General features: G+C 53.5%; 15 protein-coding genes. 7 read left to right on the top strand and 8 right to left on the bottom strand.

What is annotated here, in order from left to right; genetic code table 11:
• Positions 1–37: 37 nt before the first annotated feature.
• The 4 genes from JIN87_RS17670 to JIN87_RS17655 all read right to left on the bottom strand — a co-directional run bounded on the left by JIN87_RS17670 (position 38) and on the right by JIN87_RS17655 (position 6,055).
• A complete protein-coding gene (locus JIN87_RS17670; RefSeq protein WP_200356926.1) occupies positions 38–403 on the bottom strand; it encodes a BlaI/MecI/CopY family transcriptional regulator in 366 nt (121 codons plus the stop codon).
• 218 nt (positions 404–621) lie between these two features.
• On the bottom strand, positions 622–2,517 hold the full coding sequence (locus JIN87_RS17665) for an alpha-amylase family glycosyl hydrolase (RefSeq protein ID WP_200356925.1): 1,896 nt from the start codon (positions 2,515–2,517) through the stop codon (positions 622–624).
• Positions 2,518–2,530: 13 nt separating this feature from the next.
• Complete coding sequence (locus JIN87_RS17660) at positions 2,531–3,943, bottom strand: sulfatase family protein (RefSeq protein WP_200356924.1); 1,413 nt, start codon at positions 3,941–3,943, stop codon at positions 2,531–2,533.
• Between the two features lie 30 nt (positions 3,944–3,973).
• Positions 3,974–6,055 carry a beta-L-arabinofuranosidase domain-containing protein gene (locus JIN87_RS17655; protein WP_200356923.1) on the bottom strand — a complete coding sequence of 694 codons (2,082 nt, stop codon included), beginning with the start codon at positions 6,053–6,055 and terminating at the stop codon, positions 3,974–3,976.
• Between the two features lie 165 nt (positions 6,056–6,220).
• On the opposite strand from JIN87_RS17655, the gene JIN87_RS17650 reads away from it, so the two are divergent.
• On the top strand, positions 6,221–7,120 hold the full coding sequence (locus tag JIN87_RS17650) for a helix-turn-helix domain-containing protein (RefSeq protein WP_200356922.1): 900 nt from the start codon (positions 6,221–6,223) through the stop codon (positions 7,118–7,120).
• 27 nt (positions 7,121–7,147) lie between these two features.
• Here the strand turns inward: JIN87_RS17650 and JIN87_RS17645 are convergent, their stop codons facing one another.
• Entirely contained in the window at positions 7,148–7,681 is a 534-nt protein-coding gene (locus JIN87_RS17645; RefSeq protein WP_200356921.1) for a hypothetical protein, read from the bottom strand.
• A gap of 269 nt (positions 7,682–7,950) precedes the next feature.
• Here JIN87_RS17645 and JIN87_RS17640 point away from each other — a divergent pair, with 269 nt between their 5' ends.
• The 4 genes from JIN87_RS17640 to JIN87_RS17625 all read left to right on the top strand — a co-directional run bounded on the left by JIN87_RS17640 (position 7,951) and on the right by JIN87_RS17625 (position 15,250).
• Positions 7,951–11,220: a sensor histidine kinase gene (locus JIN87_RS17640; protein WP_200356920.1), complete on the top strand. Its 3,270-nt coding sequence runs from the start codon at positions 7,951–7,953 to the stop codon at positions 11,218–11,220.
• A 131-nt stretch (positions 11,221–11,351) separates the two neighbouring features.
• Positions 11,352–12,794, top strand: coding sequence for a sulfatase (locus tag JIN87_RS17635; RefSeq protein ID WP_200356919.1), 1,443 nt, complete (start codon positions 11,352–11,354; stop codon positions 12,792–12,794).
• 174 nt (positions 12,795–12,968) lie between these two features.
• Positions 12,969–14,177 carry a phosphoribosyltransferase family protein gene (locus JIN87_RS17630; RefSeq protein ID WP_200356918.1) on the top strand — a complete coding sequence of 403 codons (1,209 nt, stop codon included), beginning with the start codon at positions 12,969–12,971 and terminating at the stop codon, positions 14,175–14,177.
• A gap of 80 nt (positions 14,178–14,257) precedes the next feature.
• Positions 14,258–15,250 (top strand): 2-hydroxyacid dehydrogenase, encoded by a 993-nt coding sequence (locus tag JIN87_RS17625; protein WP_200356917.1) that lies wholly within the window; start codon positions 14,258–14,260, stop codon positions 15,248–15,250.
• 13 nt (positions 15,251–15,263) lie between these two features.
• Here JIN87_RS17625 and JIN87_RS17620 read toward each other — a convergent pair whose 3' ends face one another.
• The 3 genes from JIN87_RS17620 to JIN87_RS17610 are packed head-to-tail and all read right to left on the bottom strand — an operon-like array spanning position 15,264 to position 16,632.
• Positions 15,264–15,641 carry a hypothetical protein gene (locus JIN87_RS17620; RefSeq protein WP_200356916.1) on the bottom strand — a complete coding sequence of 126 codons (378 nt, stop codon included), beginning with the start codon at positions 15,639–15,641 and terminating at the stop codon, positions 15,264–15,266.
• The gene (locus JIN87_RS17615) at positions 15,638–16,045 is read right to left on the bottom strand and encodes a hypothetical protein (protein ID WP_200356915.1); all 408 of its coding nucleotides are present in this window, start codon (positions 16,043–16,045) and stop codon (positions 15,638–15,640) included. The genes JIN87_RS17620 and JIN87_RS17615 overlap by 4 nt, the downstream gene beginning before the upstream one ends.
• A complete protein-coding gene (locus JIN87_RS17610; protein WP_200356914.1) occupies positions 16,045–16,632 on the bottom strand; it encodes an RNA polymerase sigma factor in 588 nt (195 codons plus the stop codon). The genes JIN87_RS17615 and JIN87_RS17610 overlap by 1 nt, the downstream gene beginning before the upstream one ends.
• A 260-nt stretch (positions 16,633–16,892) precedes the next feature.
• Here JIN87_RS17610 and JIN87_RS17605 point away from each other — a divergent pair, with 260 nt between their 5' ends.
• Both JIN87_RS17605 and JIN87_RS17600 read left to right on the top strand, forming a co-directional pair.
• Positions 16,893–18,278: a TolC family protein gene (locus tag JIN87_RS17605; protein ID WP_200356913.1), complete on the top strand. Its 1,386-nt coding sequence runs from the start codon at positions 16,893–16,895 to the stop codon at positions 18,276–18,278.
• Between the two features lie 68 nt (positions 18,279–18,346).
• Entirely contained in the window at positions 18,347–19,702 is a 1,356-nt protein-coding gene (locus JIN87_RS17600; protein WP_200356912.1) for an efflux RND transporter periplasmic adaptor subunit, read from the top strand.
• Positions 19,703–19,746 lie beyond the last annotated feature (44 nt).

The raw sequence follows: 19,746 nt of genomic DNA, 5'->3' as shown, positions 1-19,746 counted from the left end.
ATCCAGATTCGATGAAACGCAGCAATGAACTCACGACCTACTTCTCCACTTCCTTATCGCTTAGCAGACGCTTGAGCTCTTTGACATCCTCCGCGGAAAGATCCTCGTTTTCCACCAACTGAGCCATCAGGCGCCGGGGCGACCCCCCAGAAAACACATTGGCAATTTGGCGTATCATCGAATGAAATACACCGGCACGCGATGTAGTCGCCCGATAATAGAAGGCCTTTCCACGTTTCTCACGTTGCACATGCCCTTTTTCCAGAAGCACCAAGAGCAACGAACGCAAAGCCGCGTTTCCAACGCCACCCGGGACCAGTTCCTGTATCTCCGCCGGCTTCAACTCCGACCCCTCCCAGAGGACCTTCATGATCTCGAGTTCTTTCTTCGTTAACGATGTCATTTTCGATTAACTGTGGCTTATACCACACTTTATTGAGAAAGAGAGATTCTCTTTCTCAGGACATGTCAACCCTTATGTGTGGCTAAAGCCACACATAGAAACCAAGGACTCGTTACTTCATCCGCAAATAGGCTCTACTATTGAACAGGCTCCCAAAGGTAGCGGCCGTTGTCCCAACCGCCACAATTGAGGGGGTGGCAGCGGAGTCTACAGACTCATCACCCTTTCGGAGCGAGAACGATAGCGGTCCGAGGAGTTAGCTCTAAACGCAAGCTCCCTCGAGAATCGCTTTCATACGATCGATCATTCAAAGGATCAAAGTACATGGAATCCGCCTTCACAGAGAGCACGATTTCCTGACTTCGTTCGCTGAGATTGAACGCAACCCAGATCTCATCCGTTTCATCGAATCGCTTGTAGGCTAGCAATTCCCGCTCGTCGTCGACGAGCACGTATTCGATTCCACCGGTAGCCAAAACGGAATTCTCATTTCTGAATTGGGCCAATTGGCGATAAAGCTCACGCCACTCTGCATTAACTGCAACCGGGTCTACCGTGCGCTCTCGCCCGAAAGGATGAATCCGTTCCGTTTCGTATTCAATATCCTCCCACACGACTGGTCGACGGATATAGTCCGCTGACCACATACCCATCTCATCTCCCATGTAGATATGCGGGGCACCGATATAGGTGAACTGCTGCATGAGCAGGAGCTTAGCGGTCTCAAACGCTTCCGCGTCCGGAGCGTGGATCTTGTAATCATTTGTCTCTGTCGGCCCCACATCTACCTTGTTCCGATTCTTCTTGTTGAAAATCGAAGTCATGAATCGCGGCGTATCATGGCTCGCCGTTAAGTTCATCATCGCATAGGCATTCCCTTCGCGTAGGTTACCGATGAAGCCCTGCTGTAGAGCTACAAATTCGGACACCGTAAAATTGTCATCCGGGTGATTCTTCATCAGATCCCGCACGCTCCGGTACCAGCGATAGTTCATCACCGAGTCGAATACATCGCCCCGCAATTGTGGCTCCGGATCCATCATCGTATCCGGGTAAAGTTCCCACCAGGTTTCGCCGATCAACAAAGCGTCCGCGTTCACATCTCGAACCACCTTGCGGTACTCCCGCCAAAATCCAAGAGGCAGCTCCGCACAAACATCCAAGCGGAATCCATCAACGCCGTCCGAGGGATCGCCATCACCATTCGGATCAAGCCAACGACGTGTAACCTCAAAGATGTGTTCCTTGACCGCTGGACTGTAAAGATCGCCCTCATAGAATTCGAATCCATGTGAGTGATCAACGTATTCAGTTTCTCTGACTTCAGGGAGATCTCTCACTCCAAACCAACCTGCATACTCGAACTCGTTAGCTGGTGTTTTCGGATCATCCCATTTTTTGACCCAGTACCAGTCTGCAAACTCAGAATCGAGCTGCTTCTCCACCAAGTCGTTCCAAGCCCAGAAATCATTACCGGTATGGTTCCAAGAGTAGTCGAGTACGACCTTCATCCCGCGCTCATGGCACTGCCGGATCACTTCAAGGAACATGCGATCCGCGCTCGTAAACTCCCAAGTATCCGGATCATCACCACGCTCACGATTCATGATTTCCACATCGCCTTTGGGGTCAGGTCCGAAGTTTCGATCTATATGCCGCCAATAACGGGCGTCGTATTTGTGGTAAGAAGGAGCGTCATTGAGCGGATTGAAGTAGATCGCTGTGACGCCGAGATCTTGCAGGTAGTCGAGCTTGTCCAACACACCTTGCAAATCACCTCCGTAGCGACGCAAGCGTTGGATCTGACCAAAGTAATCCATCCGATCCCCAGCCATATCGACTCGCCCTTTCGCATTGGCGAACCAGGAGTCGGGCTTATACCACTCCTGCCCCCAAGGCGTCACCGCCCAGCCTTCCGGCACAAAGCCGGGATAGCCAACCTCGATGTCTTCAGCGGTAGGATCGTTTGTCGGATCTCCATTCCGAAAGCGCTCGGCAAAGATCTGATACCAGACCACCTCCTTCGCCCACGCTGGAGGATCTTCAAACGCAGTCTGGGCCGAAGCCGCATCCACAATCAAAACAGCCAACAGGCCTTTTAGAAAAATCTTCATAACTCTAGGACTCCTACTCGGCAATTGCTACACGTCCGTCCATTCCCATCTCCGCCCTCCAGGCTTCGACCTTCTCCATAAAGCCGGGCACCAGGTGGTCATAGTCTTCCACGAGATTCCGCTTCGCTTGATAGTCTACGGTAACATCGTAGAGTTCTTTCTCTCCCGAAGTCGCCGAATACATAAAGTGCCAACGGTGCGTCCGCACATAATACTTCTCCGCGATCTCGCCCATCACCGAAGTCTCCGAGCGTTGGTTATCTGTGTATCCAATAAGCTCCGTACGCTCGTCGTAGGAGTCACCCCGCAGAAGCGGTTTGAGAGAACGACCGGGCAATTCTTCAGGATTCTCGAGACCGACGATATCCAAAATAGTCGGGACCAGATCCAAACTCGAAACCAGACTCGACTGATTCACAGTCCCGTGGATTTTGTCCTTCCAGTAAAAAATCAACGGAGTTCGATAGGAGCTGTCGTAATTCCCGCCTTTCCCCTGAAACCCTCCAGTGGAGTATTTGGAATCATTATACACAGTCACTCCTTCGTACCAATACTCGACGTCGGCATCCTGCTCCCAACCGTTGTCGCTCAGGTAAATGAAAAGAGTGTTCTCCAGCAGGTCTCGCTCTCCCATGTAGTCCATCAGCTGGCTTACACCGTCATCCCACCAAGTGATGTTGCTGTAGTACTGCTTGGCCGACTCCGAGATATCTTTGTGTTCGTAGAACTTTTTGAACTTGTCAGGAGCATCATACGGAGTGTGAGGCAGCATCGGCCCGTACCAAATGAACATCGGCTTATCCTGCTGGCGATCGATGAAGTCGAAGAGCGGAGCCATGGTTGTACGTCCCAACTCCGTCCCGTCCGATCCCATCATTTCATGGAAAAAGTCGTCGGTTCCGAATTTCTTCATATCCCAACCGTCGGTCATACCTTCATCGAAGTGACCGCTGTCGTATCCGTTTTCCCACCACTTTCCACCTTGCCAGCTAACGTACCCCTTTTCTCTAAGCAACTTTGGGAGAGTATCGAAAGACTTCATAGCATTCGCAGTCTCCACCGCTTTCCACATCTGCTTCTCAGTCTTGTTCAGAGATCCCCAGTCGGGATCCATTTCTCGCCGCTCCTTTACGATCTGGTTCTTTCTCTGGACATAGGTCACTGGATGAAGACCGGTGATCATGGAGCGCAAAGACGGACGACAATAAGGCGTCGTCACATGGGCTTCGGTAAAGAGCAGCCCCCCCTCAGCAAGAGTGTCCATGGCAGGAGTCACCACATGCTCGTCTCCCATAAACCCGAAGTAGGGAAATCCGTGATCGTCGCCGATAAGCAAGACGATATGAGGGAGACGTTCAGCAGCGTTCACCGTACCCAAGGTGAGCAACAAAAGTAGAACTCTAGGAAACAGCACGATTCGTTTCATAATAGATTCAGAAGTGGGGTTAGATACTAATCAAAAGGTCACTTTTCTCAACACGGTGCCCGCCATTGGAACGAGAGACACATCGATGGCCTCCTCTTTTTCCACATCAGTCAGCTGGCCATCCAACCGGGGCAAGGAACTCAGCACTGAGCCTGCTTCATCATCCCCTAGCTTCGACGGAACAAAACGGAAGGTCTTCTCCTGTCCGTCACCCATTCCCAAGATTTCGCAACTGCGATCCTCGGGGTAGCAATAATAGTCGGTGAAGCCGTCCAGCTTGTAGGTCTTTTGCACATCTTCGCGATGGGGTATTGAATAGGCGAATACGAGGGGGCCACGCTGCAAATAGGATTCGCCATTTTGAAAGGGGATTCGCTCCACCTCATGTCCAAACCTGAGACGGATCCGCTCTCCGCTCTTCCAGGTTTTGGTAACCTTGAGAAATTCCCCTTCACGAACCTGTTTTGCGCCCTTGGCATCGACATCCATCGTTTGCGCCCACTGCGGGACTCGGAAATAAAGAGGGAAGGCACGGGCCTCAGAGAGCTTCAGAGTAAAGACAATCTCATCGGAGAACGGGTAGTTCGTTTCCTGCTCAATCGTCACGTCAGCTCCCGTTACTTTTGTAGCGAGCGTCGATGGCCCATACATGACCGCAGCGAGACCCACTCCCCTTTTCATCCACATTGAATCAAGAAAGTAACTAAAGTTGCGGGTGTAGTTGGGGACGCAGCAAACTGCAGGGTCAGAGTGCGTCGGCGAGTATTTGTATCGCGAATCCGGAGACGGTTCGTGATCTCCGTGATGATGCCCGTCTAGAACGCAGCAATTATCCGGCTTGCCGTAGGTGATCGCGGTTCCTTCCTCATTGCGCGTTCCCAGCATTGCATTGTAGGTCAGCTTCTCCGCTCGATCCGCATAACTCATATCTCCCGTTTTCTGGGCGGCAGAGGTAAAGAAGTTCCTGAGTTCAAGCATGGCGCAAAACTCTGTCGAGGTGACGTCGGGATCTGCATCTAGCCCGGCAATCCACTCGTTTCCATGTCCAGCACCACTTGGCAACATGCACAACTCGAGTTTGTGCATCGCATTATCGAAGGCCTTTTCCAGCTCTGGATAACCAGTCGCATAGTACGCATCAAGAACACTTCGTAGGTGCTCGTAGGTGTGAACGGCATGGGCGGTAAAAGGTTCATCGCGCTCCAGCAAAAACGGATATCGGAGATCGTTAAACGCCCTGTTGGTCGAAAACCGTGAGTACGACTTGTAGAGAAAAACCGAATACTCGCGATACTGTTCCTTGCCAGTAATCCGAAACAAGGTGTCGCACACATCGGTAAGCATGAGACCGTGTGTCACGCCACCAAACTCATTTTCTAGTTCGAAGGGGTTACGTGCATCCTCGCTGTAGTGACGCATCGTGACAGCCATTGCGTTTTCAACCGCTTCGAGCACTCGGGTCTCACCAGTGATCTCGTAAAACCCAAGAAGCGTACGAAACGCTGTGGTCTGAGCCCAGAGCTCACCATTCGAACCGGTGTGCTGGTAGCGGAGGTTCTCCTTGTAGATGCCGATGTATCCATCCTCACCTTGAGAAGCCAAAAGATTGTTCACGATCGCTCTGCTGCGTGCCATTGCAGCCTCATCTTCGACCATGAAAGCGTGGCGTATGTATCCATCCCACCAATTCCCAATGGTCTCGGCATTCCACCACATGATCGACTTTTCCCACGGCTCACCGGTCAGGACGAGATCTCCCATTTCGGGGATGTCCTCCATCCCTCCTCTGCGTGCCGTCCGATAAAGGTCGTCCGCTTTGATCCCCGGATACAACTCTCCGAGCGCCCCTACAATTCCATCTTGTAGGTCCTGAGCCATCAACTCACGCAACCAGCCCTTCGGCTTGCTGCTCCCCGCTGGCAAATTCCGCATCGCATGCGGAAGCGGCTCTCTTTTCCGATCAAAGAAGCCGAGCATGTCTCCGTCATCCACGACACTTGTCTGCACCTGATCGACCTGGGACAGGAAACTCTCTCCCTGTGAATTCGTCTCTTCGTTTCCAAACAACGTCTGCATAAGAGCAATCAAAATTAAGATGCTAAGGGGCTTCATCGGATTGGTTTTGGTTGGCACGGTTGGATTGACCCGATCGCTCGGACTCTGCCCTACAACCTAGCACCTCACATCAATTCCCGCTACCGCTCAGCGAGCTTTATCTGATACTTTGATGACCCTTTCAACTCGACCCATTCGCCATTCAGGCTTACGTAGTGCCAAATGAAGGTGTTTTTCGAAGACGTCCGCTACCGCTCGAACCACTCATTTATCTGTGCTTCAAACACTGCAGACCATCTGAATTGCCCTTACCACTGGCACCCGGAGTACGAAATCACACTCGTCGTTTCCGGCCGCGGGCATCGCGTGATCGGCGATCACATGAGGAACTTCGAACCGGGCGATCTCGTTTTGCTCGGGCCAAACCTTCCCCACCTCTACCAAGGTTGGAGAATAAGCAACGAGCACAGCCACACTCTCTACATTCAGTTCTCGCCGGAGAAGCTTCCGCTCTTCGAGCTCCCCGAATGCAGGAACATAAGCGAGCTTCTCAAGCGGGCGGATCGTGGACTGCTCTTCTCAGCCAAACGAGGGGTCACCATTCAGTCGCAGATGGAAGCCATCCTCGAAACGGAGGGCCCCAAGCGGCTGCTTCTTTTTGTAGAACTTCTGGATACGCTTGCGAACGCGAAGAACGCTGAACCTCTCGCCAGTATCGGCTACCAATCGAGCCTCAATGCGACCAAAACCGAACGACTTAAACGCGTTCTCGACTATATCGAGGACAACTACTCGAGCCCCATCGAGATGAATGAAGTCGCCGAGCTCGCTTGCCTACACCCGCAATCCTTCAGCCGCTTCTTCCGACGAGAGATGCGGAAAACCTTCCAGAATTACCTGATCGAACTTCGCCTTAGCCATGCTACGCGCAAGTTGCTGGACAGTGACAAAGCGATTACCGAAGTCGCGTTCGAAGCCGGTTTCAGCAACCTCTCAAATTTCAACCGCCTCTTCAAAAAGCATTTCGGAGAGACGCCATCCGCCTACCAAAAACGAGTTGGCGTAGAAGACGCCATCGTGCGCACCGAGCCAATCGCGGAGCACTTTAAGCCACACAAATAGCAAGCGTGCTGATCGATTGCTTTCTCCTCAACTCGAAGCGACCTCGATCGAAACACGGTTCGAACAGTTTTTGGGCAAAATGAATTTCAAGCCCGCCATATCCAGGAACTTGCTGTAAATCGAAGGTGCATTGTCCCGCAGAAATTCCAGCTGGATCCGTAAACCAAGAGAGTTCACCTCACGGGCCGCCAAGTAAAAACTGTCGTGCGTGTCGTCATTGAAAAAGTCGCCCGAACAAGTTTCTGAGGCCGAGGCGAGATCCATAAAGAAAAACTCTACACTTTCCTCAACCTGACGCTCAAAACTACGGAAGATCGCAGTCAGGTTTTCGTCTTCGCTTGTCGAAGCATGCCACTTGCGGAAAAGCTCCCACTCCCCCTTCTCAACCGAGGCGCATTCTTTTCCAAAGCACGCTTCTAGAAAGCCTTGGAAAGATCCAGCCATCTCTTCGGGAGACACCGAACACAAGCGTTCGTACTCCCAGTTAAGCAAACGAGAAACTTCCTTGGCTCCTAGTTCCTCAAAGTAAGTTGAAATAGATTTTCTTGCGGCAACAGACATTCCTAATGACCTCCCCATCGTGTTCAATGGAGCTCAGTTTACCGAAAAATAACGCTTTGAGCCACCTGAACCCCAAGTAGTGCTTTGGAATGGAGGATTGGACGAAATCGATAGCGTAAAACCCTCTATCACTCAGGAAAGATCCTCCACTGGATTCCCCTTCGCGACCAGTGACGCGATTCCCTTCACGCGCCCCATCCGAAGCGGAAGTCTTCTAGTATTAGACAAAGAGCCGTTTCTAGGATAGTTTTGCGGCCTCTCGCCGAGCCATGCGAAGCATTAATCCCCCAGATACAAACCGGCAGAAAACGGAGACCCGTTTGATCCAGCTTCAAGCCGGCTCTTCATTCGCTATCCTCGCAAAAGGAATGTCCCTTCTCGGCTTCGCCCTCCTTTGCTGTTTATCGGCCGTTACTGTTAGAGCGAATCTGGGAATCCCTAGCTACACTGTCTTCCAACCGGAGATGATCGGAACCGATCAAGGGATCAATGCCATGACTGTCGATGGGCTCGGCAGACTTGCTCTCACCAGCCACGACAAACTCATCACCTTCGACGGAGCCGCCTGGAAAACCTATCGAGTGGACACCGAAGACGGAAAGGAGAGCCCATTGCTGTTCGCCCTCGCCTTCAATCAAGGCCGACTCTTCGCAAGCTCCGACCGTGGTATTCACGAGATCGAGTTCATCCACAACAACCGAATCCAGCTCATTCCTCTACTCGACCCTCAAGATCCGTTGTTCAACGACACCGGAAACCTCCTCAAATCCCTCAGCGTCGAGGACGAAGTCCACTTCTACTCATTCAATATACAAGCCACCTACAACCTAAGGACCAACAAATCGACCATTCGCAAGTTCAGTGACACCAATGTCGACTTCATGGAGTCGGACAACAATTCTTTGTATTCAGTTTTCAACGACACTATCCTCAAATTTGACCAAAAGAAAAACGACTGGTACGAAATCGCAGAGGAAAACGGCAACGCGGATCGTAGCTCGATCCGAGCGGCAGAGAACTGGGGCAGAAAAGGTATCATGCTCGCCCCTGACGACCAAGCTATAGCCCAGTTAAAAAACGACAGCTACGTTATTTGGAAGAGCGAAATCGAGACTCTAGACAATACAAGCGTCCTGGAGCTCGAAGCGCTATCTGCCGACCATATGGCCGCTTCGGTCAAATCCGAGGGTATCTTCATCCTCAATGACAGAGGACATATCGTTCAAGGACTGAACACTCGCCTAGACCACCGATTCGGCGACGCGAGAAACCTTCTCGCGATCAGTCCGGAGACGCTCTGGGCGAGCATCGGCAACAGCGTCGTCCGTATCCATTTATTCGATCCCATCGCCAACGTATCACCCCTCATTCCCTCCGCCCTAACCTTCCCAAAACTCTTCAAGTGGAAAGGAAACGTGTTTGTCGAATCCGAGGGTAAACTTGATCGAGCGGTATTCTTCAAAGGAGGCGGTTTAAGGGACTTCAAGCCCTTCGGAAGGATCATCCCAGAAAACATAGATACTGCTCTGCCCTTAACCGATGAGGTCATTTGCGCGGGCAAAGCCGGAATATTCTCTCTCAAATCAAATCGCGAATACGAGCAAATTTCTGATACCGAAGGCGTTGACATCCTATTGGGATTCGACGAGGTCGACGACTTATTCATCGCCGCGACTAATACGTCCTTCATCCTCTTTAAACGTAACGGCGGGAAGTGGGAGTACGATTCGGTTATCGCAGATGCCCCTCCTCGTAGCTATTTCACTCATTCAACAAAACAAGGCGATATCTGGGTCGAACACGGACCGGGAACAATCTCTCGCGTCTACCGAGAAGACAATGAGGTCAGGATAAAGACATTCACCCCAGAGGACGGACTCAAAGATAGCTGGATCAACATCTTCACGGTCTATGATCAAATCTACTTCGCACGCTTGAAAAACAATGCGATCGCCATCTGGGACGAAGAGACCGGTACGCTACGCGAAAGCGAGGGGATCGTGGCTGAACTCGGGGAAATATCGAAAAACTACACCCGCCCCTTTAGCGACAACAATGACAACATTTGGATGCTGTCCTCTACCGGCGAGCAAAGAGTTTTCGACAGAGACTCAGACGGCGGATTTACAGAGATTTTAGACGCATCTAGAAGTTTCGGCAGCAAGTTCATCATAGAAGGAGCTGACTTCGGGAAAAGTGGGACCTGGCTGGCAGGATCCAACAACGTGTTCCTCTTCTCCGGCACATTTCCAGCAGAAGAATATTCTCCGCCTCGTACATTCATTTCCCGTATCACGTCAACAAATACAGGATCAACACTTCACGATTCATCGAGAGATCCATCTAATCCAACCATCGAAATTCCATTCACCGACAACTCGTTAAGCTTTCAAATAACAGCCAACGCTATATCCACCAAGCGATATCCAATCCGCCAATACAGAATCAAGGGTGTTCACTCTGACTGGAAAAACATGCCAAACAACACCGACGAAGTGCTGCTCTCCAACCTCACAGAAGGGCTCTACACTTTTGAGACGCGTTCAAGCTTTGACGAATTGACCTACAGTTCGATCGACAGCCGAAAGTTCAGGATTTTGCCACCCTTCTATCGATCTCCGTTCGCTTACGCGTTGTACATCATTCTGGGAATATCCCTTTACGTCTCGACCGCAGCTATCCTGCGACGACTCGCAGAGCGGCGAAACAAAATCCTCTACCGCCTCGTCGCGGAACGGACCGAGGAAGTCGAGGCCGCCAATGCTCAACTCAATTCCGCAAACGACGAGCTCAAGGAGCTCTACCAAAAGGCAAAAGCTGCAGACCATGCTAAGTCCTCTTTTTTAGCGGTCATGAGCCACGAGATGAGAACACCGCTAAACGGAGTCATCGGCCCCTGCGAGATCCTCGAAACCCAAAAACTCCAGGAGGAGAGCCTCCAGTTCGTCAAACTCATCAAGAACTCAGGCCAGCGCCTTCTGAAGTTCGTCGACGAAGTTCTCCAGTTCTCCTCCAACGATACCAATCTCAGCAAAGCGGAACCTGAAACCTTCCAACTCCAAGACCTAATCGACGAGGTCATCCAACCTGCTAGGATCCAGGCAGAGGAAAAGGGACTTGAGCTCGAGCTCGACTTCGCTCCCCCAACTACCACCACCTGGTTCGGGGCTCCCCATACGATCAGTCAAATTCTCTCCAATCTCGTCAACAATGCGGTCAAATACACGGACGAGGGAAAGGTATCCGTACACGTCTCTGTCGACAAACGGCAGAGCAGTAGCCTCGTAATCACGGTAAGCGACACAGGCATCGGCATCGAGTCCGCCGCAACCGACAAAATTTTCGACCCGTTCTTTCAGATCGACGATTCTTCCACTCGCAAATGGGAAGGCGTCGGACTCGGCCTTTCCATCTGCAAGCAACTCGCCGACCAGATTAACGCAACCATCACAGTCAAAAGCGAACTCGACCGAGGCTCCTGCTTCACGCTTACAATCCCAGCGACTCCAAGCATCCTCCCTCAAGCTGAGTCTCGCTGAAGCCATCCCTCGCAGAGACGCAGCACTCTCCAGTTACGATTAACGCCGCTGCCTGCCGAAACGAAGCGAGTCTACGCTAGCCCTTTGCCAATCATTTTCCAAAGTCTAGGGATCTCCCACCCCTTGATATTATGCGTTCACTCCTCTTCATCGTTACCGCTTTCGCCGCCGCCCTCTGCTCAGGCCAAGATCACACAGGCAAACCGAACATCCTGTTCATTGCGATCGACGACCTCAACGACTGGATCGAACCGCTCAACGGACACCCGGATACCTTGACCCCCAACCTTCGCCGCCTCGCGGCTATGGGCACGACCTTCTCGAACGCACATTGCGCGGCTCCTTCGTGCAATCCCTCTCGGACTTCCCTGATGACAGGAGTCCATCCCACAAACTCCGGCGTCTATGCCAACACCGACATCTGGCGCGAATCCCCCGTCCTCGCCGACATCAAAACCATCCCTGAGTACTTTCGGGATCACGGCTACTCGATACAAGGTGCCGGCAAGATCTACCACACACTCTTTCCTGATCCACGCTCCTGGGACACCTTCTATCCCGCCCTCGACGTACAACGCCCCATCGAAGCCATGCCGCCAAAAAACGCGATGCCCCTTCACGGCATTAAAGGTCTCGAACACTTCGACTGGGGGGAACTCGATGTCACCAAGGAGGAAATGGCTGACTGGAAAGTCGTTGATTGGGTCGCCCAAAAACTCAGTCAGCCCACCGACCAGCCCCTATTCCTCGCCTGCGGCATCTACCGCCCCCACCTTCCTTGGTATCTGCCCAAAGGATACATCGACAGTATCGACCTCGATTCCGTCGACCTCCCGCCAATCAAGTTCAAGGATCTCGCCGACGTTCCCGTAACCGCCATAAACAAAGCACGAGTCAAGGACGACGACACCATCGTCGTCCAAGCCGACAAGCAACGCGAAGCCGTTCGCGCCTATCTCGCCTCCATCCGCTTCGCCGACGAGTGTCTTGGGCACGTTCTCGACGCACTCGAATCAGGTCCCCACAAATCCAATACAGTGATCGTCCTCTGGTCAGACCACGGCTGGCAGCTCGGCGAAAAACGTCATTGGCGAAAATTCACCCTCTGGGAACGTGCCACCCGCAGTCCCCTGCTCTTCGCCGGTCCCGGCGTCCCTTCGGGTCAAAACGCGATCGCGTCCGTCAACCTCATCGACATCTACCCCACCCTTGTTGAACTCGCCTGTCTTCCTGCCAACACACTCAACGACGGCCAATCCCTCACTCCTTTCCTCGCGAATCCTGACACCCACGCGCCTCGCCCGACCCTGACGAGCCTCTCCCAAACCGCCCACTCGCTGCGGGACGAGCGATTCCGCTACACCCGCTATTCAGACGGGAGCGAAGAGCTCTACGACCACTCCGTCGACCGACACGAGTGGACCAACCTCGCTGATAATCCTGCCTACGCCGGCCATAAAGCCCGCCTCGCCGCTCACCTTCCGCTGAACCCAGTCCCTCGAATAGAGACTCAGCACGAAAACATCTCGTTCTTCGACCGGCAAAAACGACTCGAAGACAAACTCCGGAAATAGTCCACTCCCACTATTCCTTGGGCTAAGACCCGTAATCACCGCAATCTGGTTTCCGAAGCTTTGCGCTAACTTGAGAAAAAGACTCGCGATCTTGAGCGACTGACACTTGAACGTAGCAGTCTCGCGCCAAACGCGTCCTCTTCTCCTCCGCAGCATTTGTTTCGAAAGTCAGCAGTGAAATTTCTGGATCCTAAGTATATCGTCGTCGGAAACTCTTCGGACGACCCATTCGCAATCGACGTCGCCTATGGAATGGGCCAGCTCGAAGACGTCGCCGATAAGATCAGCATGAAGCGGTTCGCGAACACCGAGTTCTGCCCGCGCTTCATTTCTGACGAAGGGGATTTCCACGAAATCGGCAACAAGATGAAGGGCAAGTCAGTCATCATCGTCAGTGCCAGCAGCCTGGGAATGAGCCGCCAAAGCTTGGCCATGCGCACCTTCATGATCGCCCGTGCCGCCAAGGAAAACGGAGCCAACGAAGTCATTCTCGTCGAGCCAGACCTTTTTTACAGTGCCCAAGACCGCGGCCCTCGCCCTGAACTGGGAGACCCCGACCTCGATCGCAACAAGAAGGACCTCAAGAAGTTCGACGGCCAACCCTTCACTGCCAAACTTTACGCCGAACTGCTCAAGATGTCAGGAGTGGACGCGGTTCTCACCGTGCACAACCACTCCAAGTCCGTTAAGAAGATGTTCACTGAGGTCTTCGGTGGACGCTACTACGATCTCATCCCCTACGAGATCTACGTCGATTACTTCCTCAACTCCGACATCGTCAATTACGGCGACCAAGGTGAAGGGCTCGCACTCTGCGCCCCCGACAAAGGAGCCCGCGAGTTCGTCCTTAAAATGTTCGAACGCCTCGGTCTGACCAAAGCCAAGTTCGTCCTTCTCGACAAGGAGCGCACCGGCGAACGCCAAGTGGAGATCAAACTCCACGCCGAGTCCGAAACAACTTTCGAGGATATCCAAGGGCACGACATCATCCTCTTCGACGACATGGTCCGCACCGGTTCCACCGTCGTTAAGTCCTGCCAATTCCTAAAGCAGATCAATCCGGGTCGCACCGTGTTCGCGGTCTCTCACTTCTACGCCAGCGAGGAAGGACGCGTCAAAATGGCCAACACCGCCATCGACGAAATCCTCACCCTCAACACGATCCCAACCATTCTCAACCGCGACGTTCAAGGACGCCTCCGCAAAAAGCTGGTCGTCTTGAAAATCGAGAACTGGCTGGCCAAGAATCTCTGCCGCATCCTTGAGATCGAGAGACCCGACAGCGCCGAGGACAGCCTCTACCAGATCGACATGTCTTCCAAAAACGCTCGTTGGAAACGCAAAATCTACCTGAGCGAACAGCTTAAGTCGCTAAACGATTAAAAAGGTAGGGCGGCATCGCCGAGGCCGCCGCATTGCAAGATCAAGGTAGCGGCCACTGTCCCTAGCGGCCACCTCCCCCAATGAAAGTCGTCTTCTTCAGCTCCAAGTCCTACGACGAGCAATTCTTCAACGCGGCCAACCAAGGCCGCCACGAACTCGACTTTCACGAGACCAAGCTCTCGCCCAAATCCGCAGCCCTCGCGGAAGGGGCCGAAGCCATCTGCATCTTCGTCAACGATAACTGCGGTCGCGAAACACTCCAACGCCTAGCAAACTTCGGAGTCCGCTACATCGCCCTCCGCTGCGCCGGCTTCAACAACGTAGACCTCGCCGCCGCCCAAGAACTGGGCATCAAGGTCGTCCGCGTTCCCGCCTACTCGCCGCACGCTGTCGCCGAACACACCATCGCACTCCTGCTCACCCTAAACCGCCGTATCCACCGCTCCTATAACCGAGTACGAGAGGGTAACTTCGCTCTCGATGGGCTCGTAGGCTTTGACCTCAACGGACTCACAGTCGGCATCATCGGTACCGGAAAGATCGGCCAGATCGTCGCTCAACTTTTCCAAGCCTTCGGTTGCAAGATCCTCTGCTACGACGTTTCGCAAAACGAGGAACTGCTCAGCCGTGGAGCTGAATACGTCGATCTGGATACACTCTTCTCAGAATCCGATATCATTAGCCTCCATTGCCCGCTGCTCGAGGCGACCCACCACCTCATTGACGAGAACGCCATTTCCAAAATGAAACGCGGTGTCACGATAGTGAATACAAGTCGAGGTGGACTCATCGATACAACTGCCGTTATTCGCGCCCTCAAGTCTGGGCAAATCGGCAACCTCGCCATTGATGTTTACGAGGAAGAAGATTCCCTCTTCTTCGAGGATCAATCCGCCAAGGTTTTACAAGACGACACCTTCGCACGCCTCCTCACGTTTCCCAACGTAATCGTAACAGGACACCAAGCCTTCTTCACCGACACTGCCCTCACCCAGATCGCCAGCGTCACTCTCGGCAACTTGAGCGAACTCGAGGAAAGCGACACCTGCTCCCGCGAAGTGAAGCCCGCCTAAAAAGGTAGCGCCCCTACTCCTTCTCAACCCTTCGCCCAGGGCCTCGCTTACGTCGCTCATCCAAGCGTTCCTTCTGATCATCCGTCAGTAGCGGATCCAGCTTCGCACGCATCCCATCCAATTTGGCATGCAAGGCCTCACGATGAACCTTGAAGGAATCGATCACGCTAGTCGCCTGCGGCTCAAGCACAGCTCGTATCGCCGCCTCCTGCTCTGTATCCACAGGTTGGATCGTCCGCAGATAACTCTCAACAAATCCTTCTGGAGTCGACATGCGATGCATTCGCTTCACTCGCTTCTCAAAAAACTGGGCGTGCACGAGAGCTCCAAGCAACATCCCCACCAACAAGGTGGAAGCCAAAATCAAAACCGAACGAGACTTGGGTTTCATAGCTGGCTAACAATTACAGATTCTTCCGATTCCTCCGGCATGCCAAACAAGGCATCTAAGGTGCCTTCGGAGGTGTCTCCAAACTCCCAAAAATTTACCATCGCGAGAGCCAAGGCTGCAGCCAAAGCGCCACTGATGAAGATAGGAAACAAACGCCCAAGCTCGCGATCCGTCACCGCGTCCTCTTGCTCTTCCGCGATTCTCGCCAGCAAACGCTCCCGGGCAGCCGCGCTGCTCTCCTGGTTCTCGAGGGTTGGCCAGTCCTGCAAAATGCAAAACGCTTCGTAACGCGCCTGGACCTCCGGGTCGGATGCGATTTCACGCTCCAAACGCAGCTTCTCCTCCTCCGGCAGATCCGGATCAGTAAGCCGCTCAAACAATTGCCATTCTTCGTTCTCTTTCATCAACACACATTTTGAGAGTTCAGTTCTTTGAGCAGCGGAGCAAGCTTATCGAGAGCTCGCGACAACCGCGACATCACTGTCCCAGGCGGGACACCTAAAATATCGGCACATTCCTGCGTGGAACAGCCGTTGAGGAACCGCAGCACCACAACACTCCTAAATTCGGGCTTCAAGGTCTGTACCGCCTCGCGCACACCAGCCGCCAGCTCCTCCGTTTCGATCTGCCGCACCTCCGGCTCCGCGCTCGCTTCCGGCAAATTCGTTTCCTCGTCATCGCTACTCAAAAAGCGATGATACCAACGCCGCCGTTGCTGCAACTGTTTCAAAGCCTGATTCATGACGATACGAGTGAGGTAGGTCTTGAGACTGGAACGCCCCTCGAAGCGATCGAGGTTCCGATAAAACCGCAGAAAGCCATCCTGCACCACCGACTCCGCATCCGCTTCCGAGCCCAGCATGCCCATAGCAGTCGCGAACAATGCCCCGTGATGCCGATCCACCAAGGCACGAAACGACCGATCGTCGCCCTTCTGGCAACGATCCAACAGTGCCTCATCGCTTGGCAGAAGAGGGTCACAGTTCGGCATAAAGAGGTCGCATATTTATCATTCAATCTGCCCTTAGACCCTCAAAACGCCACCCCCATTCCAAAAATCTCAATAAATCTTCCCACGTAGCAACGTAGGGTTGGCGCTCGCGCCACACCGCAATGCAGGAGCTGACACGCACCCTCGCCCAACACCCTATTTCGATAAAGATAAGATTTTTCGCAAAAAACGGGAATGAGCGAATCCCAGCAGGGATCAAAGGACGCAAAAGCAGCCGTACCGACGGCACAATTACAACCATGCGTTCCCCATTTTCCCTCTCTCGAGCCCTTCCATCGCTCATCGTACTCGGTACGTTTACACTGTCCTGCCTCGGCCAGGATCAAAGTAGCAGCCCGCGTGTACTGACACTCTCTCAAGCCATCTCTATCGCGTTGGAGGACAATATCAGCCTGCAACGTTCCGCACTCTCGGTTGAAACCCGCGAGACCTCCGTAGAGCAAGCTGAGGCCAACTACGATCCGGACCTCAACGCTCGCGTATCGGAAAACATCGGACTCAGCGGCAACAACCAGGGAGGGATCTTCGAAGGCGAAGGCAACTGGAATGATACCACCTCAGCATCCCTATCCTCATCGCTCACACTCTACAACGGGGGAGCTCGTGATGCCGCTCTCGCTCGAGCCCGCTCAGAACTGGAAGCTGCGAGTCGCGACTTCGACCGCGATCGCCAGACGCTGCTTTTCGACACGGTCGCCCTTTTCTTCCAAACCGTTTTGCGAGCGCGCGAAATCGCGATCCAGGAGGAAGAGCTCGCAACGCGTCGCGAAGAGCTTGAGCGCATCCAGGTCCGCATCGACAACGGCATCCGAATCGAGACTGATGGACTCCGCCAAAAAGCCCTCGTCGCCAATAACGAGCGTAGCCTCGCCCAAGCCCGCAACAACTACGCCAACAGCCTCTACACACTCAAACGCACCCTTCGCATCCCGCCTTCAGCGAACATCCTCTGCGAGGATCCTGCTCCCGGCCTCAAGGGCATCGACTCTATTCCTGAAACCAACCTAAACACCTCACTGACGACGCTTGAAAGCCGATACGACCTCGCAGCCCAATACGCTAGAGTCGACTCCGCCAAGCACGACCTGACAATCGCGCAAGCCGGGAAAAGCCCAACCATCTCCGCTTCCGCTTCACTCAGCACCAATTACTCTAGCAACGCCAATCCAAGCTTCTCAGACCAGTTCCTGATCGACAATCCAAGAGCGGCGGCGGGGATTTCCGTCAATATACCGATCTTTGACCGTAGTCGTAAAAAATTGGATACGCTCCGCTCCAAAATTTTCCTCGATCAAGAAGAGCTGGCTCTCGAGAACCTGCAGCTCATCGCACGGACCGCCCTTTTTCAGGCTGACCAAAACTACCAAACCGCAAAGCTCCAGCTCGCCGCATCAGTAGATCAGCTCGCTTCCACCGAAGCAGCGCTCGAAGCCGAAGTCTCCCGCTATGAAGCCGGAGCCGCTACTCTACTCGACGTAAACAGCTTACGATCCAGCCGCCTCGATGCAGCCGTCGCCGTTGAAGAATCCCGATTCGATCTCTTCACCAGTCGACTCGCCGTCTCCTATCAGGACGGGACAATCGAATCCTTTCTGCAACAAACCCTGGAAATCACAACTCCGTAGCGCGGTGCTTCAGCCCGCGTCCGTCTCCCCCTTTTTCCTACTTCATCCCTCATACTCCCAATTTCCAAATGAAACGTTTCCTTACCATCGTCATCCTCATCGCCGCAGCTGGCGGATCCTACTTCTATCTAAAACCAAACTCGGACGCCTCCGAGGCTGAAGCGGTTCCCAAATACCAGTTCTCGAAAATCGAACGACGCAGCGTGCAAAACCTTGTATCCGCCACGGGGACACTCGCAGCCCGAGATGTAGTTGAAATTTCTACACAAGTTTCGGGAAAGCTTCTCGACGTAAAAGCTGACTTCAATGACGAGATCGAAGAAGGTGACCTGATCGCCGTCATCGATCCGGCTGTCCTCGATTCCCAAGTGGCAATTGCAAAAGCGAATCTGATCAAATCCGAAGCGCAGCTCTTGAAAGCAAAAAACAACTACAACCGCTTCAAGCCAGTACACGAAAAGGGACACCTCTCCGACAACGATTTCCAGCCATACCAGATCGCTCTGCAAACCGCTGAAGCGGATGTCCTCAGCTCTGAGGCGAACCTCTCTCGAGCAGAACGGAATCGTGGATACGCAGAAATTCGCTCCCCTATCTCCGGCATTGTCATCGACCGCACAATCGAACCGGGTCAAACCGTTGCCGCTAGCTTCAATGCGCCAAAGCTATTCACTGTCGCAGCAGACCTTTCCGACATGGAAATCCTCGCCGAAGTTGACGAGAGCGACATTGGCCAAATCAAAGTCGGCCAAACGGTACGCTTCACTGTTGCTGCCTACATCGACCGCCAGTTCGAAGGAGTCGTCGAAGAAATCCGACTACTGCCGCGAGTCGTACAAAACGTGGTTAACTATACCGTCGTTATTGGAGCTCAGAACCGCCGCGGCTCTCTCATGCCGGGCATGACCGCCAGTCTCGACTTCGTAGTCGCGGAAGTTGACGACGTCCTCTCAGTCCCCACCGCTGCCCTCAACCTGCGTCCTAATGAAGAGATGACAGCGTTCATGCAAGAACGACGCGAGCGTATGATGGCTGAGCGTGGAGGCGAAGGCGGTGGCCGTAGACCAGGCGGCGGAGAAGGTGGCGGCCGCGGTCAAGGCGGAGGCGACGGTCCACGGATGCGTCCAGACGGAGGCGGTCCTGGAGGTGGTTTTGGCGGCCCCGGAGGCGGGGGTGGCGGAGGACGCCGTCGAGGTGTCTCAATGCTCTGGTATCTCGACGATAGCGAATCGCTCGCCGTTCTCCCTGTGAGAGCAGGAGTCAGCGATGGAGCGTTCACCGAAGTACTTCCCGTCCGCGACATGGAGATTCCAGAAGATCTAGAATTCATCTCCCGACTCAGCAATCCATCCAGCAGCTCATCCAGTTCCCAAAGCCAGCGTGGAGGTCCCGGCGGAGGAGGTCTGCGTCGCCTAGGATTCTAAACTGCAGAGCGGATTGCCGACCTGCCCCCTGTCGCCTCAACGCG

This window comes from Pelagicoccus mobilis (assembly GCF_016595505.1).
In the GTDB taxonomy this organism is placed as follows: Bacteria; Verrucomicrobiota; Verrucomicrobiia; order Opitutales; family Opitutaceae; genus Pelagicoccus; species Pelagicoccus mobilis.
This window is presented reverse-complemented; position numbering and strand designations above follow the sequence as displayed.

What these genes read in the sequence shown, in the direction of transcription:
- JIN87_RS17625 (WP_200356917.1), top strand. Translation starts at nt 14,258, where the DNA reads ATGAAAGTCGTCTTCTTCAGCTCCAAGTCCTACGACGAGCAATTCTTC.
- JIN87_RS17650 (WP_200356922.1), top strand. Translation starts at nt 6,221, where the DNA reads ATGAAGGTGTTTTTCGAAGACGTCCGCTACCGCTCGAACCACTCATTT.
- JIN87_RS17645 (WP_200356921.1), bottom strand. Translation starts at nt 7,681, where the DNA reads ATGTCTGTTGCCGCAAGAAAATCTATTTCAACTTACTTTGAGGAACTA.
- JIN87_RS17670 (WP_200356926.1), bottom strand. Translation starts at nt 403, where the DNA reads ATGACATCGTTAACGAAGAAAGAACTCGAGATCATGAAGGTCCTCTGG.
- JIN87_RS17665 (WP_200356925.1), bottom strand. Translation starts at nt 2,517, where the DNA reads ATGAAGATTTTTCTAAAAGGCCTGTTGGCTGTTTTGATTGTGGATGCG.
- JIN87_RS17635 (WP_200356919.1), top strand. Translation starts at nt 11,352, where the DNA reads ATGCGTTCACTCCTCTTCATCGTTACCGCTTTCGCCGCCGCCCTCTGC.
- JIN87_RS17620 (WP_200356916.1), bottom strand. Translation starts at nt 15,641, where the DNA reads ATGAAACCCAAGTCTCGTTCGGTTTTGATTTTGGCTTCCACCTTGTTG.
- JIN87_RS17615 (WP_200356915.1), bottom strand. Translation starts at nt 16,045, where the DNA reads ATGAAAGAGAACGAAGAATGGCAATTGTTTGAGCGGCTTACTGATCCG.
- JIN87_RS17640 (WP_200356920.1), top strand. Translation starts at nt 7,951, where the DNA reads ATGCGAAGCATTAATCCCCCAGATACAAACCGGCAGAAAACGGAGACC.
- JIN87_RS17655 (WP_200356923.1), bottom strand. Translation starts at nt 6,055, where the DNA reads ATGAAGCCCCTTAGCATCTTAATTTTGATTGCTCTTATGCAGACGTTG.
- JIN87_RS17605 (WP_200356913.1), top strand. Translation starts at nt 16,893, where the DNA reads ATGCGTTCCCCATTTTCCCTCTCTCGAGCCCTTCCATCGCTCATCGTA.
- JIN87_RS17610 (WP_200356914.1), bottom strand. Translation starts at nt 16,632, where the DNA reads ATGCCGAACTGTGACCCTCTTCTGCCAAGCGATGAGGCACTGTTGGAT.
- JIN87_RS17600 (WP_200356912.1), top strand. Translation starts at nt 18,347, where the DNA reads ATGAAACGTTTCCTTACCATCGTCATCCTCATCGCCGCAGCTGGCGGA.
- JIN87_RS17660 (WP_200356924.1), bottom strand. Translation starts at nt 3,943, where the DNA reads ATGAAACGAATCGTGCTGTTTCCTAGAGTTCTACTTTTGTTGCTCACC.